Origin of the sequence: Halalkalibacterium halodurans, from assembly GCF_004376175.1 — a bacterium.
GTDB lineage: Bacteria > Bacillota > Bacilli > Bacillales > Bacillaceae_D > Halalkalibacterium > Halalkalibacterium halodurans.
Genome location: NZ_SNUY01000021.1, coordinates 1 through 15089 on the forward strand (window position 1 = coordinate 1; position 15089 = coordinate 15089).

General features: G+C 44.9%; 13 protein-coding genes and 1 other annotated feature. All 13 genes read left to right on the forward strand.

The window, feature by feature from the left end; genetic code table 11:
- Window positions 1-853 precede the first annotated feature (853 nt).
- Entirely contained in the window at window positions 854-1324 is a 471-nt protein-coding gene (locus E2L07_RS08635) for a CtsR family transcriptional regulator (protein ID WP_053432297.1), read from the forward strand.
- 25 nt (window positions 1325-1349) lie between these two features.
- Complete coding sequence (locus E2L07_RS08640; RefSeq protein ID WP_053432298.1) at window positions 1350-1883, forward strand: protein-arginine kinase activator protein McsA; 534 nt, start codon at window positions 1350-1352, stop codon at window positions 1881-1883.
- Between the two features lie 2 nt (window positions 1884-1885).
- Window positions 1886-2956 (forward strand): protein-arginine kinase McsB, encoded by a 1071-nt coding sequence (locus E2L07_RS08645; RefSeq protein ID WP_010896285.1) that lies wholly within the window; start codon window positions 1886-1888, stop codon window positions 2954-2956.
- Window positions 2957-2974: 18 nt separating this feature from the next.
- The gene (gene clpC / locus E2L07_RS08650) at window positions 2975-5416 is read left to right on the forward strand and encodes an ATP-dependent protease ATP-binding subunit ClpC (RefSeq protein ID WP_134229372.1); all 2442 of its coding nucleotides are present in this window, start codon (window positions 2975-2977) and stop codon (window positions 5414-5416) included.
- A gap of 167 nt (window positions 5417-5583) precedes the next feature.
- Window positions 5584-6957, forward strand: a complete 1374-nt coding sequence (radA, locus tag E2L07_RS08655; protein WP_134229373.1) for a DNA repair protein RadA — start codon at window positions 5584-5586, stop codon at window positions 6955-6957.
- A gap of 8 nt (window positions 6958-6965) precedes the next feature.
- Window positions 6966-8039 carry a DNA integrity scanning diadenylate cyclase DisA gene (gene disA / locus E2L07_RS08660; protein WP_010896288.1) on the forward strand — a complete coding sequence of 358 codons (1074 nt, stop codon included), beginning with the start codon at window positions 6966-6968 and terminating at the stop codon, window positions 8037-8039.
- 158 nt (window positions 8040-8197) lie between these two features.
- The gene (locus tag E2L07_RS08665; protein WP_010896289.1) at window positions 8198-9286 is read left to right on the forward strand and encodes a PIN/TRAM domain-containing protein; all 1089 of its coding nucleotides are present in this window, start codon (window positions 8198-8200) and stop codon (window positions 9284-9286) included.
- Between the two features lie 239 nt (window positions 9287-9525).
- On the forward strand, window positions 9526-10212 hold the full coding sequence (gene ispD, locus E2L07_RS08670; RefSeq protein WP_010896290.1) for a 2-C-methyl-D-erythritol 4-phosphate cytidylyltransferase: 687 nt from the start codon (window positions 9526-9528) through the stop codon (window positions 10210-10212).
- Window positions 10213-10686 (forward strand): 2-C-methyl-D-erythritol 2,4-cyclodiphosphate synthase, encoded by a 474-nt coding sequence (ispF, locus tag E2L07_RS08675; RefSeq protein WP_053432302.1) that lies wholly within the window; start codon window positions 10213-10215, stop codon window positions 10684-10686.
- 82 nt (window positions 10687-10768) lie between these two features.
- On the forward strand, window positions 10769-12226 hold the full coding sequence (gene gltX, locus E2L07_RS08680; protein WP_053432313.1) for a glutamate--tRNA ligase: 1458 nt from the start codon (window positions 10769-10771) through the stop codon (window positions 12224-12226).
- A 2-nt stretch (window positions 12227-12228) separates the two neighbouring features.
- Window positions 12229-12466: a binding site (T-box leader), on the forward strand.
- An 84-nt stretch (window positions 12467-12550) separates the two neighbouring features.
- Window positions 12551-13231, forward strand: a complete 681-nt coding sequence (gene cysE / locus E2L07_RS08685; RefSeq protein ID WP_050769003.1) for a serine O-acetyltransferase — start codon at window positions 12551-12553, stop codon at window positions 13229-13231.
- Window positions 13232-13268: 37 nt separating this feature from the next.
- Window positions 13269-14669 carry a cysteine--tRNA ligase gene (gene cysS / locus E2L07_RS08690; protein WP_010896294.1) on the forward strand — a complete coding sequence of 467 codons (1401 nt, stop codon included), beginning with the start codon at window positions 13269-13271 and terminating at the stop codon, window positions 14667-14669.
- Window positions 14669-15088 carry a Mini-ribonuclease 3 gene (locus E2L07_RS08695; protein ID WP_134229374.1) on the forward strand — a complete coding sequence of 140 codons (420 nt, stop codon included), beginning with the start codon at window positions 14669-14671 and terminating at the stop codon, window positions 15086-15088. Before cysS ends, E2L07_RS08695 begins: the two co-directional genes overlap by 1 nt.
- The last annotated feature ends 1 nt before the right edge of the window (window position 15089 follow it).

Below are 15089 nucleotides of genomic sequence, written 5' to 3' on the forward strand. Positions count from 1 at the left end.
GTATTCTCTTGCATCATCAATTCAAACATCAAACATTCGGGGTAGGATAAGAGGGGCTCGCCCTCCTATGCCACCCCAACATTTGACTAAGAACCCAAAAAGTAAAATTGTTTCTACAAGGAGGACCAAGAGATTTGCGGAAGCAAGGGAGAGACGGACTGAGCGTATACCAACATACGTGACAGGAGGGAACGAGCGTAGCTGACAAAAAAGCTCGCCGGTCATCTGAAGTAGAAAAGGCGCTGAAGAGCGTTGGTCCGAAGGAGCAGAGTCATCGAAGGAAAGCCGATGGTCACACCATGAAAAAGGCGACAAAGAAAAGCGTCATGTCCCCCCTGCGAGACGACCCCATTCTCTTCGTAAACATCGTGAGAAACGACAGAGCGAAACGGTGTGGTAGAAGACCCCCGTAGGAGAGAAAGGGGGAGCCCAAGGACGCTGCCAAGCAGAAAGCACAATCCAGTCGGGTTATGCTTTTTTAGTATGTGAACAACCATACTAAAACTAAGAACTCCAATGGAAGCAAAGTCCCCCAAACGTCAACAGGGGACCTTTTAATGCTACGCTAAATGGATGAAATGAAGTGTTAACAATACATTAGATAGAAAGGAAGCTACAAACTCAGGGAATCTTGTAATATAAGCGAATGGAGTCGAATCATAGATGACGATTGTTCTGCATTAGGAGAATGAAGCGGTGAAAAAAAGGCAATACTAGCTGATGTGAATTCATTGACACTGAGACAATATGGATTATAATAAAATTAGGTCAAAGATAGTCAAAGTCAATCCAATTGAACAAATTATTTGGAAAAACGTAACATAAGAAAGGGGAGAAGGGGGGGCTTTTATGGATGAGGAATATCTCAGATATCATTGAGCAGTACTTAAAAAACATTATATTGCAAAGTGAAAAAGAGCTAATCGAAATTAAGCGAAGTGAACTAGCTGAACAGTTTCAATGTGTCCCTTCACAAATAAATTATGTAATCAGCACCCGATTTACCATTGAAAAAGGATATCTTGTTGAGAGCAAAAGAGGTGGAGGGGGATACATCCGAATCATGAAAGTAAAACCCCATGAAAACTTGTCGCTCTTTGATCAATTAGCCCAGTTAATAGGGAAGGGTATTAGTCAACAAGGGGCAGAAGGTATCATCTCCCGACTGTTTGAAGAAGGGGTAATCTCCAAACGAGAGACACGGCTGATGCTAAGTGTCATGGATCGGGCTCATTATCATACGACGGTGAATCATCGTGATGAAATACGGGCCAATCTGTTGAAAGCGATGATCGAAACATTGAAATATAAAGATGAGCGATAAAACCAACATGAGAGGGGTGGTTTGATTGAAATGTCAAGAATGTCAACAGCGCCCGGCCACACTTCATTTTACTAAAATCATTAATGGTGAAAAGACAGAGTTTCACATTTGTGAGCAATGCGCTAAGGAAAAAGGCGAGCATTTCCCGGGCTCCAATAGCTTTTCCATTCATCAGCTTCTATCTGGACTACTCGACTTTGAACAACCTAAACCGCAAGATCCACAAGCACAACAAACAATTAAACGTTCTCTTACATGCGAAAAGTGTGGGATGACGTACGAGCAATTTGCAAGAGTAGGACGCTTTGGTTGTGCTTCCTGCTATCAAACCTTTAGCCCTAAGCTTGACCCTGTGTTTAAGCGGGTGCATAGCGGGAATGTAGCTCATAGAGGAAAAGTACCGAAGCGAATCGGTGGAGGAATAGAGATTAGACGGCAAATTCGTGCACTAAAAGAAACATTGAAACAGCACATTGAACGAGAAGAGTTTGAAGAAGCTGCCCTTGTGCGCGATCAAATCCGTTCACTTGAACGAAAAGTCAGTGGGGGGGAAGGGTAGTTATGTCTTTACAGCGTTTTATAAGTGAGGCCATTAGCCCGTGGATGAAAAAAGATGGCCCCGATTCCGATATTGTGTTAAGCAGTCGAATTCGTTTAGCTCGGAATCTCCAGTCATTCCGCTTTCCGCTCTTAGCCACAATCGAAGAGTCCAAGCAGCTTGTAGAGCATGTTAAACACCATTTAGCTGAAAGCTCTTATCATACGAACCGATTTGAGCTTTTATGCATGGATGATATGAAGCCCAATGTAAAAAGGGTGCTCGTTGAAAAACATTTAATTAGCCCTCACCTAGCAGAAGAGTCAAAGCACGGTGCGGTGATGCTAAGTGAAGACGAGTCCATCAGCATTATGATAAATGAAGAGGATCATTTACGCATCCAATGTCTATTTCCCGGATTTCAATTAAGCGAAGCTCTCGTGTTGGCAAGCGGTATTGATGATTGGATCGAAGGGAAAGTGGATTATGCCTTTGATGAAAAACGTGGTTATCTTACAAGCTGCCCAACAAATGTTGGAACTGGGCTTCGGGCTTCCGTCATGATGCACTTACCGGCCCTTGTCATGACCCAGCAAATTAATCGGATTTTACCTGCAATTAATCAACTGGGATTGGTTGTTAGAGGAATTTACGGGGAAGGTAGCGAAGCATTAGGTAACCTATTTCAAATTTCAAACCAAATGACGTTAGGAAAATCAGAAGAAGACATCGTTGAGGATTTACGAGGGGTCGTTATGCAGCTGATCCAACAAGAGCGGGCGGCACGGAAGCGGCTACTTGAAAGCTCAAGACTGCAGCTTGAAGACCGAGTCTACCGTTCCTATGGGATCTTGGCTCATAGCCGGATCATTGAATCAAAGGAAGCTACGCAAAAGCTTTCCGATGTTCGGTTAGGAATTGATTTAGGTTTACTTAAAGGGGTTTCCGGCAACATCCTGAATGAACTTATGATTTTAACTCAACCAGGGTTTTTGCAGCAATATGCGGGCACTGTGCTTACGGCAGATCAACGTGATGAAAGGCGGGCCGCATTGATTCGGGCAAGACTCAAACTAGAAGACGAATCCAATTAACTTCGGAGGTGGATAGATATGATGTTTGGTCGTTTTACAGAACGTGCGCAAAAGGTGTTAGCACTCGCGCAAGAAGAAGCCATTCGGCTAGGCCATAACAACATTGGCACAGAACATATTTTGCTTGGATTAATTCGTGAAGGCGAAGGAATTGCCGCCAAAGCTCTACAAGCGTTAGGGCTTGGGCCGGAAAAAATACAAAAAGAAGTAGAGACGCTCATTGGGAAAGGCCAGGATGGTGCGAAAACCATTCATTATACGCCACGTGCCAAGAAAGTCATTGAACTATCTATGGATGAAGCGAGAAAGCTCGGTCATTCCTATGTTGGAACTGAACATATTTTACTTGGTTTAATTCGTGAAGGCGAAGGTGTTGCTGCCCGGGTATTAAACAACTTAGGGGTGAGCTTGAACAAAGCGCGTCAACAAGTATTACAGTTGCTCGGAAGCAACGAAACAAGTAGCTCTTCTCAGCAAGGAGGCGGAGCAGCGAACGCCAATACGCCAACACTTGATAGTTTAGCAAGAGACTTAACGGCCATTGCTCGCGAGGAAGGGCTTGATCCAGTCATCGGCCGCTCGAAAGAAATCGAGCGCGTAATCCAAGTGTTGAGTCGCCGAACAAAAAATAATCCAGTTCTCATTGGGGAGCCTGGCGTCGGGAAGACCGCTATTGCCGAAGGATTAGCTCAAGCGATCATTCATAATGAAGTACCGGAAACACTCCGAAATAAACGGGTGATGACGCTCGATATGGGGACGGTTGTCGCAGGAACGAAATACCGCGGAGAATTTGAAGATCGTTTAAAAAAGGTAATGGATGAAATTCGCCAAGCGGGGAATGTGATTCTGTTTATTGATGAGCTGCATACATTAATCGGTGCAGGTGGAGCGGAAGGTGCCATTGATGCTTCCAACATTTTAAAGCCTTCATTAGCCCGCGGTGAGCTACAGTGCATCGGCGCCACTACACTAGATGAGTACCGAAAATACATTGAAAAAGACGCAGCGCTTGAGCGGCGCTTTCAGCCGATTCAAGTAAATGAGCCGTCTCTCGATGAGTCAATTCAAATTTTAAAAGGCTTGCGGGATCGTTATGAAGCGCACCATCGTGTAACGATTACCGATGAGGCGATTGAGGAAGCTGTCAAGTTATCAGATCGTTACATTCAAGACCGTTTCTTGCCAGATAAGGCGATTGATTTGATAGACGAGGCAGCATCAAAAGTGAGACTTCGCTCTTATACAGCCCCTCCTAACTTAAAGGAATTGGAACAGAAACTAGAGGAAACACGAAAAGAAAAAGACGCTGCTGTTCAAAGTCAAGAATTCGAGAAGGCTGCTTCTTTACGTGATTCTGAGCAGCGAATTCGCGAAGAACTCGACCAAATGAAAAACGACTGGAAGCAAAAGCAAGGACAAGAGAACACACAAGTGGCTGTTGATGACATTGCCCAAGTCGTGGCGAGCTGGACAGGAATTCCAGTATCTAAATTGGCAGAAGAGGAAACGGAACGTCTGTTAAAAATGGAGGAGATTTTGCATAAGCGTGTAATTGGGCAAGAAGAGGCGGTTAAAGCCATTTCTAAAGCTGTACGTCGCGCCCGCGCAGGGTTAAAAGATCCGAAACGACCAATTGGATCGTTTATTTTCCTCGGACCAACAGGGGTCGGGAAAACGGAGCTTGCTCGTGCCGTCGCTGAAACATTGTTTGGCGATGAGGATGCCTTTATCCGGATCGACATGTCAGAATACATGGAAAAGCATGCGACTAGCCGACTCGTTGGGTCACCTCCAGGATATGTGGGCCACGATGAAGGGGGGCAACTGACAGAAAAGGTCCGTCGTAAGCCTTACTCTGTCATCCTTCTTGATGAGATTGAAAAAGCACATCCGGAAGTCTTTAACATTCTGCTACAAGTGCTTGAAGACGGGCGTTTGACAGACTCTAAGGGACGGACAGTAGATTTCCGCAATACGGCTGTGATTATGACGTCCAATGTTGGTGCAAGCACCCTCCGCAAAAATAAATTCTTAGGGTTTACGACGGATTCAGAAGGATCAGAATACAAGGATATGAAAGACAAAGTCATGACCGAATTAAAAAACAGCTTCCGTCCAGAGTTTTTAAACCGGATTGACGAAATTATTGTCTTCCATTCTTTGGAGAAAAAACATGTGCGTGAAATCATCACGCTCATGGCTGACCAGTTGAAGAAACGATTAGAGGAACAAGGGGTTTCCTTCGAACTAACAGAGGCTGCTAAAGATAAAATTACAGACCTCGGCTACGATCCTGAGTATGGGGCTCGTCCTTTACGTCGGGCATTGCAGCGGGAAGTGGAAGATCGCTTGTCCGAGGAACTTCTCAAAGGAACAATTCAAAAAGGACAGCGGGCCATTATCGATGTAGAAAACGGCGAATTGGTCGTACATTCGAAAGAAGGGGCCACACTGTAAGGATGAACCATGGGGATAGCATATCCCCATGGTTTTTTGCCAAATGGCAGGGATCATATTTTAGAATCGGCTTAAATAGGATGTAAAGTGTAGCGAAAGCATCGGCCAACCCACTAAAAGCATGACAGTGGTACAATAAAGGTAACAGGTTTGAAGGTGGGTTGAAAGTGGCGAAAAAGAAAACAAAGTTTATGTGTCAAGAGTGTGGGTATGAGTCAGCCAAATGGATGGGGAAATGTCCTGGCTGTCAAAGCTGGAACTCCATGGTCGAGGAATTTACAGAAGTTAAGGCAAAATCCTCTCGGAGTTATGTGACATCTGGAGCGGGTATTGCTAAGCCACAGCCGATTACGAAAGTTGAACGGGAGCAGGAGCCGCGAATCGATACATCGATGAAGGAGCTTAACCGAGTACTTGGTGGAGGGATCGTTCCAGGCTCACTCGTTCTTGTCGGAGGGGATCCTGGGATCGGTAAGTCAACGTTATTGTTACAACTATCCGCCCGTCTTGCTGATTTGAAGCAACGAGTGCTCTATATTTCAGGAGAGGAATCGGTCAAGCAAACAAAAATCCGTTCCGACCGACTAGGAGTCTTGTCTGACCACTTGTATGTATTAGCAGAAACAGATATGGAAAAGATTGAACAAGCGATTGGAGAGGTTAATCCCACTCTTGTTATCATTGATTCCATTCAGACGGTCTACCAAGACGAGATTACATCTGCTCCAGGAAGTGTCGCCCAAGTACGAGAGTGTACCGCTTCCTTTATGAGAATGGCGAAAACAACGGGGATCGCGATTTTTATCGTCGGTCACGTGACAAAGCAAGGGGCGATTGCTGGGCCGAAATTACTTGAGCACATGGTAGACTCTGTTCTTTACTTTGAAGGGGAGCGGCACCATACGTATCGAATTTTACGAGCGGTCAAGAATCGATTTGGCTCTACTAATGAGATGGGGATTTTTGAAATGAAAGAGTCAGGGCTAGAGGAAGTGGCCAACCCTTCGGAAATCTTTTTAGAAGATCGCTCCAGTGGTGTGGCAGGTTCAACGGTCGTTGCCTCGATGGAAGGCACGAGGCCCGTTTTAGTAGAGCTGCAAGCGCTCATTTCACCGACGAGCTTCGGAAATCCAAGGCGCATGGCGACAGGGGTGGATCACAATCGAATTTCGTTGTTAATGGCAGTGCTTGAAAAGCGGGTCGGCATGCTATTACAAAATCAAGATGCCTACGTGAACGTGGCTGGTGGAGTGCGATTGGATGAGCCAGCGATTGATCTGGGAATTGCTGTGAGCATTGCGTCCAGTTTTCGAAATCAACATACAAATCCCCACGAAGTTGTTATCGGTGAAATCGGGTTAACGGGGGAGGTTCGTAGGGTATCGCGAATCGATCAACGAGTGAATGAGGCCGCGAAGCTGGGGTTTAAGCGGGTCATCATTCCAGATAAGAATCTTGGAGGGTGGACCATTCCTTCTACGATTGAAGTAATAGGTGTATCGACTGTTCAAGATGCGTTAGAGGTTACGTTAGGGAGGTAAGTCGCAGGATGGATAGTGAAGTGAAGGAAAGGTTTGCGAGGAACATTTTAAAAATGGTGGCGCCAGGGACTGCTCTTCGTACAGGAATCGATAACGTATTGCGGGCAAAAACTGGTGGATTGATCGTTCTTGGGTATAACGAAAACATGAAAGGGATCGTCGATGGCGGCTTTTATCTCGACTGTCCCTTCTCCCCTGCTTCCCTCTATGAGCTTGCGAAAATGGATGGAGCGATCATTTTAAACGAAGATGGAACGAAAATTTTGTACGCCAATACACAGTTGAACCCTGATAATGCTATCTCTTCAAATGAGACAGGGATTCGTCACCGCACCGCAGAACGAGTGGCCAAACAAACAGGAAATCTAGTCATTTCAATTTCACAACGAAGAAACGTCATCACGTTGTATCACGGACATCTTCGTTATGCTCTCCGAGATATTGGAGTCATATTGACAAAAGCGAACCAAGCGATTCAAACATTAGATAAATATAAATCAGTTCTTGATCAAGATATTACCGATTTAGGGGCGCTTGAGTTTGAGGAGCTCGTCACGTTCCACGAAGTAAGCCAAGTGATGCAGCGTATCCATATGGTATTAAACATTAAAGGGGAAATTTTGAATTACGTCAATGAGCTAGGGAGCGAAGGGCGGCTTATCACGATGCAGTTAAATGAACTTGTGTCTAATTTAGAAAAAGAAGTGCTGCTCTTGATTCAAGATTACGCAAAAGAGGATGACGTGGATCCTGAAGACGTGCTAGAGCAGATGATGAAATGCTCCAATGAAGAGTTACTTGATGATTCAAACATTCTGAAACTTCTCGGTTATCATAAAGCGTTTAATGTACAGGAGCAACAAGCAACGCCTCGGGGCTATCGGATTCTTCACAAAATTCCGCGCCTTCCAGCTACGATCGTCCGAAACCTCGTCCACTCGTTCGAAAACATTAACGATATGCTACGAGCAGATCTGAAAGAACTTGATGAAGTGGAAGGAATTGGAGAAGCTAGGGCGAAATTAATAAAGGATGGACTTAGCCGGATTCAAGAACAGCTTTTTATGGATCGGAATATTTAATTCGCGGTAGAATTCTGTCATTTCCTGTTGTTTAATTTGAAAATTTCCATTGCTTTCTATAAAAGAATATTATATAATTTTGGGATTTTATGTGAAATACAGTTTGCTAGGTTTTAATTCTGAACTTTTGTCTATAATAATAGAAGGAGGTGATGTGGATGTTAAGATGGATAGTCCAATTGTTTTTTATTTTAGTTGGTGGTACACTCGGTTTTATTTTTATTCCTGACCTTATGGCATGGATGAGCATTCAAGATCCCACATGGCTTACCAATCCGTATGTAGGGACGGTCATGGGTGCAATCATTTTATTTTTGCTAACCTTTTGGCTATGTGATTATATTGTTCATTTAATGCGAGTTACGGAAGAAATGATTGTGAAAGCGCCTGTCACCGATGTGCTTTTTGGAACGATGGGATTGATTATTGGCCTTATTGTTGCCTTCTTAGTAGGGATTCCTTTAGGTAATTTCTCCATTCCTGTCGTGAGCACGGTTTTACCTATATTTATTACCTTCTTTCTCGGGTATTTTGGCTTTCAGATCGGATTTAAAAAGCGGGATGAGCTAATCCACTTAATGTCGATTACACGGGGATTTGGCAAAAAGAAGGATGAGGAAGAGAGCGAAGCCAGAGGTAGCAAGTTAAAAATTCTTGATACGAGCGTTATTATTGATGGACGTATTGCAGATATATGCAAGACCGGCTTTCTCGAAGGAACTTTGGTCATCCCTGGTTTTGTCCTAGAAGAGTTACAGCATATTGCCGACTCGTCTGATGTCCTTAAAAGAAACCGTGGCAGACGAGGACTCGATATTTTAAATAAGATTCAGAAAGAACTTCCGATAAATGTTGAAATATATGAAGGTGACTTTGAGGATATTCAAGAAGTAGACAGCAAGCTCGTGAAGCTAGCGAAAGTGACAGAAGGTATGGTCGTCACAAATGACTTTAACCTAAACAAAGTCTGTGAGTTGCAGGGAGTGCAAGTGTTAAACATTAATGATTTAGCGAATGCCGTTAAACCAGTCGTCCTCCCTGGAGAAGAGCTCAATGTCCAAGTGATTAAAGATGGGAAAGAGCAGAATCAAGGTGTTGCCTACTTAGATGACGGCACAATGATCGTGGTAGAAGGTGGCCGTGATTATATCGGGAAGCACGTAGAAGTCGTCGTGACGAGCGTGCTGCAAACGAGTGCGGGACGGATGATTTTTGCCAAACCCAAGCTGTTAGAAAAGGCTTTATAGTAAGATGGCGCTTCTCCTTAAATGAAAGGAGAGGCGTTTCTTTCGTTTTCCTCTTTATCCCTTGCCCTTATCCATTTCAGCCTCAGCTGGTGACTCCGTCATGAAGGAAGCTCGGACATTTTCCCGTTCCATGCAGCTCGCTCTATAGAACATTTTATGCAGAAACAGATCGGTTCATGATACAATAGAGCGGATGATTTTGTGCGCGTTGCAAGAGTGTGTGTGATGGAGGAGAACGTATGGAGTATTCCGTTGTAATCCCCGCTGCTGGTCAAGGAAAGCGGATGAGGGCAGGACATAATAAACAATTTATCGAGTTAGGCGGCAAGCCGATTCTCGCTCATACATTGGCTGTTTTCGAGCAAGATGATTGGTGTACAAATGTAGTTATTGTTGCCAATGAACAAGAGATCGAGGAGATGGGGGAGCTAGCAAATCGTTACCAGATCTCGAAGGCAAAAAAAATTGTGGCTGGAGGGCGAGAGCGACAAGAGAGCGTCTTTGCTGGTTTAAAAGCACTGTCACAGGATGGGCTCGTCTTAATACATGACGGAGCGCGACCATTTGTTACAGAAAAAGAAATCCATTCGCTAGTGGAGACAGCAGCTAAGACCCATGCAGCGGTTTTAGCTGTTCCGGTAAAAGACACGATCAAGCGTGTGGAAGGGGAAGCCGTTTTAGAAACGATGCCGCGGGAAGAGCTATGGGCTGTGCAAACCCCTCAGGCGTTTGACTTAGCATTGATTAAACAAGCACATCAAAAGGCGGAAAACGAACAAATGCTTGGGACAGATGATGCTAGCTTGATGGAATGGCTCGGGTATTCGGTCGCTGTCGTTCAAGGAAGCTACTTTAATTTTAAGCTAACGACACCGGAAGATTTATTGTTTGCTGAAGCCATTTTAGCGGAAAAGGAGAGACGATAGATGATACGAGTAGGACAAGGATTCGACGTACATCAGTTTGCAGAGGGACGCCCTCTTATTATTGGGGGGGTGGAGATTCCATATGAAAAAGGACTGCTCGGCCACTCAGATGCTGATGTATTGCTTCATACGATTGCTGACGCAGCATTAGGTGCAATTGGTGAGGGAGATATTGGTAAGCATTTTCCTGACACGGACCCACATTTTAAGGATGCAGATTCAGCCAAACTCTTATCTGCTGTATGGGAGCTTGTAAAAGAGAAAGGCTATACACTAGGGAATGTGGACTGTACGATTATTGCGCAAAAGCCAAAAATGGCTCCTCACATTCCAGCAATGCGGGCGCGAATTGCCGAGCTTTTAGAGGCAGAGGAAGCTCAGGTTAATGTGAAAGCGACCACGACGGAAACGTTAGGGTTTACTGGGCGTGGGGAAGGGATTGCCTCACAGGCTGTGATCCTGTTAGTTAAGTGAGACTTGACCGTTGTGGTGGGTTAGGTACAATAGTCGTAGAATAAAGACCTTGTAACGAAAGAGAAACGGAGCGTGTATAATGATGGCAAGTGAAGTGAGAGTTCGTTTTGCCCCAAGTCCGACGGGTCATTTACATATAGGTGGTGCTCGCTCGGCTTTATTTAATTATTTATTTGCAAAAAATCAAGGGGGCAAGTTTGTCCTGCGCATTGAAGATACCGATCAAGCAAGAAACGTTGGGCAAGCGAAGGAAAAGCTACTTGATAGTTTAAAATGGCTTGGTGTCGAGTGGGATGAAAGCATCGACGTTGGCGGTGAGTACGGCCCATATAGCAGCATGGAACGTTTGGATATTTATAAGAAACATATTGAGCAATTGTTAAATGAAGGAAAAGCGTATTATTGTTACATGACCGAAGAAGAGCTAGAGGCTGAGCGTGAAGCGCAAATTGCAAGAGGCGAGATGCCGAAGTACAGCGGTCGGGATCGTGATTTAACGGAGGAGCAGCGCCGCGCCTATGAAGCGAAAGGGATCAAGCCGGTTGTTCGTTTCCGAGTACCAGAAGGTCAAGTGATTAAAATCCAAGATGCGGTTCGCGGAGAGGTTTCCTTCGAATCTGACGGAATTGGCGACTTTGTCATCGCACGTAAAGATGGCGTACCGATGTATAACTTCGCGGTTGTGGTCGATGACCATCTAATGAAAATTTCCCATGTGATTCGCGGGGAGGAGCACCTTTCCAATACGCCTAGACAGGTTATGCTTTATGAAGCATTCGGTTGGGATGTGCCAACCTTCGCACATGCTTCTCTCATATTAAATCCGAACCGGCAAAAAATGAGTAAGCGGGATGAATCCATCATTCAGTTTGTTGAACAATATAAAGAGTTAGGTTATATGCCGGAAGCGATTGTGAACTTTCTCGCATTGCTCGGTTGGTCTCCGGTCGGTGAGGAAGAGATTTTCTCCCTTGAAGAGCTAGCAGCTCAATTTTCGTTAGAGCGAGTATCGAAGGCTCCAGCCGTCTTTGACACAGATAAGCTCGCATGGATGAACAATCAGTACATTAAAAATGCTGATCTTGACGATGTAGTGGCGCTCGCCTTACCTCATTTACAGAAAGCAGGTAAGCTTCCAGAGAGCCTTTCTGAAGAACAGGCTGAATGGGCAAAAGCGGTTATTTCTCTTTATCAAGAGCAGCTTCATTACGGAGCAGAAATCGTTGAGCTTACAGAGTTGTTTTTCAAGACTGAAATTCAGTATAATGATGAAGCACAGGAAGTTTTAAATGAAGAGCAAGTGCCAGGTGTCCTAAGCGGATTCCTTCAAGAGTTGGAAGGTTTAGACACATGGGATGCTGTTAGCATTAAAGGTGCGATCAAAGCGACACAGAAAGCAACAGGTCAAAAAGGGAAAAAACTATTTATGCCGATTCGCGTGGCAACGACAGGGCAAACACACGGACCGGAACTTCCGAGTGCCATTGAACTAATCGGAAAAGAAATTGTCACACATAGACTTCGATCGTTACTAAACTAAATAAAAGCGCGTTGAAGAGGAAAAGTAGGATGAACGGTAACGGACAGAGAGAGCTGTCTCGGCTGAAAGCAGCTTACGTTCACCCCATCTGAACATGCACCTCTGAGCCCTTGATTGAACGGAAGGTATACTTCATTAGTAGGTCAAGGCGGCTTGCACCGTTATTGCAGAATTGAGAGGGGAAATGGCAAATCGACCATTTCTCAAGCAGAGTGGGACCACGTGAAGAGCGTCTCTGTGCAAGCAGCACAGGGACGCTCTTTTTCATGTCGTTCGTTGCAGATAGATGGATGAGTCTGAGGGGAGGAGAGAGTTATGAAAAGAATCTTCAAAACGCTTTTAAATGATATTGATGTCGTGTTTGAGCAAGACCCTGCGGCCCGGAGCCGGCTTGAGGTGATCTTCACGTATTCTGGAGTTCATGCCATTTGGGCTCATCGGTTGGCCCATTGGCTTTGGAGGAAAAAGCTATACTTTGTGGCCCGCTTTCTCTCACAGGTGAGTCGCCTCATAACAGGAATTGAAATTCATCCGGGGGCAAAGATTGGTCAACGGTTATTCATTGACCACGGAATGGGTGTTGTTATTGGTGAAACCTGTGAGATTGGCGACAATGTGACGATCTATCAAGGGGTCACCTTAGGAGGGACGGGAAAAGAGAAAGGAAAGCGTCATCCAACGGTAGAGGATCATGTATTAATTGCTTCAGGTGCAAAGGTTCTCGGTTCCTTTACGATCGGGAAAAATTCACGAATTGGGGCTGGCTCTGTCGTTCTCAATGAAGTTCCGCCTAACTCTACCGTCGTCGGAATACCAGGCAAGGTAGTTATTCGAGACGGCATCAAGGTCAATCGAGATTTGGACCATCACCTCCTTCCCGACCCTGTGTCCGATAAATTTCGTGAGCTAGAGAAGCAATTGGAAGCATTACAAAAGGAAATTGAGGAGTTGCGAAAAAACAACTTGCCGAAAAGCGCAAGTAATCATAGCGTGAAAGAAGGATAACCCTTTGAACAGCTGTAATCAAAAAGGAGATGGGACGATGGCGATTCAAGTGTTCAATAGTTTAACGAGAAAAAAGGAACCGTTCGTTCCTCTAGAAGAGGGAAAAGTGAAGATGTATGTCTGTGGGCCGACGGTTTACAATTACATTCATATTGGGAACGCCCGCCCGCCGATCGTGTATGATATGATACGCCGATACTTAAAGTATCGCGGGTATGAAGTACTTTTCGTCTCTAACTTTACAGATGTAGACGATAAAATTATTCGCGTTGCCAATGAGCTAGGGGAAGATGTTTTTGCTGTGGCTAATCGCTTTATTGAGGCGTACAAACAAGACACTTCAGCTTTGGGAGTTCTTGAGGCTGATCACCATCCTCGCGTGACGGAAACGATGTCGGAAATTATTTCGTTTATTCGAGTGTTAGAAGAGAAAGGCTACGCCTACGAACAGGGTGGGGATGTCTATTTTCGCACACGGAAATTTAAGGAATACGGGAAGTTATCGGCACAATCGATTGATGATCTGCTTTCAGGTGCTCGAATCGAAGTCGATGAGCGAAAAGAAGACCCTTTGGATTTTGTTTTATGGAAAGCAGCAAAAGAAGGGGAGGTTTCCTGGGACAGTCCGTGGGGGAAGGGGCGACCAGGATGGCATATAGAATGCTCAGCGATGGTGAAAAAATATTTAGGGGATACGATCGACATTCATGCAGGTGGTCAGGATTTAAAATTTCCTCACCATGAAAATGAAATTGCTCAATCAGAATGCATGACAGGAAAACCAATGGCAAACTATTGGCTCCATAATGGATTTATTAACCTTGATAACGAAAAAATGTCGAAATCGCTCGGAAATGTCGTATTGGCCAACGAAATGATTCGACAACATTCGGCAGAAGTCTTGCGATTTTTCATGTTGTCAGCCCATTACCGAAGCCCAATTAATTTTAGCGATGAATTGCTTGAAGGGGCTAAAAGAGGGTTGGAACGGTTGCAAACAGCAGTTAGTAGCCTGGTGCATCGCCTTCAAGAATCTGCCGACTTTGGTGGGACAGAGCCATGGTTAGAGCGGATTGATGAGTTTCGTGGTCGATTTATAGAAGAGATGGATGATGACTTCAATAGTGCAAATGGGATAGCCGTTCTTTTTGATTTAGCGAAGGAAGCGAATCGTTATTTGCGAGAAGAGCAAACCTCCAAGGCAGTTTTGCAGTCGTTCATTGACTTGTTTAATGAATTAGGGGGCGTGTTAGGGGTAACCCTTAATAGGCAAGAGGAACTATTGGACGAAGAGATTGAGCGGTTAATTGAGGAACGAAACGAGGCGCGTAAGGCGAAAAACTTCCAGCGTGCTGATGACATTCGTGACCAGCTAAAGGCAGAAGGCATTATTCTTGAGGACACTCCTCAAGGCGTCCGCTGGAAAAGAGGGTCTTAATGAAAGTAACCGAAGCAAGCATTGATTTTAGTCAGCTTAATGCCCTCGCCCTCGCCTATATGGGTGATTCTGTTCTTGACATGTATGTACGTTTTCATTTGTTAGCAAAAGGGACGGTTCGGCCTCACCGACTGCACGGTGAGGCAACCCGTTATGTCTCGGCTAAAGCACAAGCGGCGATCATGCACGAATGGCTGGAGACGAACAAGTTAACAGAGCAAGAAGAAAGCATTGCCAAACGAGGGCGCAATGCGAAGTCAGGAACGATCCCTAAAAATACCGATGTGAATACGTACCGCTATGCTACGGGCTTAGAGGCGTTGCTCGGCTATCTATATTTAACGAACCAACCTGATCGATTAGATGAATTAATGAGTGACTATTTAACGAAAATAGATATGCGAAAGGAGGGAGAATAAT

Coding starts and splice junctions, on each gene's coding strand:
- gltX (WP_053432313.1), top strand. CDS start 10,769: ATGGCAAGTGAAGTGAGAGTTCGTTTTGCCCCAAGTCCGACGGGTCAT.
- E2L07_RS08645 (WP_010896285.1), top strand. CDS start 1,886: ATGTCTTTACAGCGTTTTATAAGTGAGGCCATTAGCCCGTGGATGAAA.
- E2L07_RS08635 (WP_053432297.1), top strand. CDS start 854: ATGAGGAATATCTCAGATATCATTGAGCAGTACTTAAAAAACATTATA.
- ispF (WP_053432302.1), top strand. CDS start 10,213: ATGATACGAGTAGGACAAGGATTCGACGTACATCAGTTTGCAGAGGGA.
- cysS (WP_010896294.1), top strand. CDS start 13,269: ATGGCGATTCAAGTGTTCAATAGTTTAACGAGAAAAAAGGAACCGTTC.
- clpC (WP_134229372.1), top strand. CDS start 2,975: ATGATGTTTGGTCGTTTTACAGAACGTGCGCAAAAGGTGTTAGCACTC.
- disA (WP_010896288.1), top strand. CDS start 6,966: ATGGATAGTGAAGTGAAGGAAAGGTTTGCGAGGAACATTTTAAAAATG.
- E2L07_RS08695 (WP_134229374.1), top strand. CDS start 14,669: ATGAAAGTAACCGAAGCAAGCATTGATTTTAGTCAGCTTAATGCCCTC.
- E2L07_RS08665 (WP_010896289.1), top strand. CDS start 8,198: ATGTTAAGATGGATAGTCCAATTGTTTTTTATTTTAGTTGGTGGTACA.
- ispD (WP_010896290.1), top strand. CDS start 9,526: ATGGAGTATTCCGTTGTAATCCCCGCTGCTGGTCAAGGAAAGCGGATG.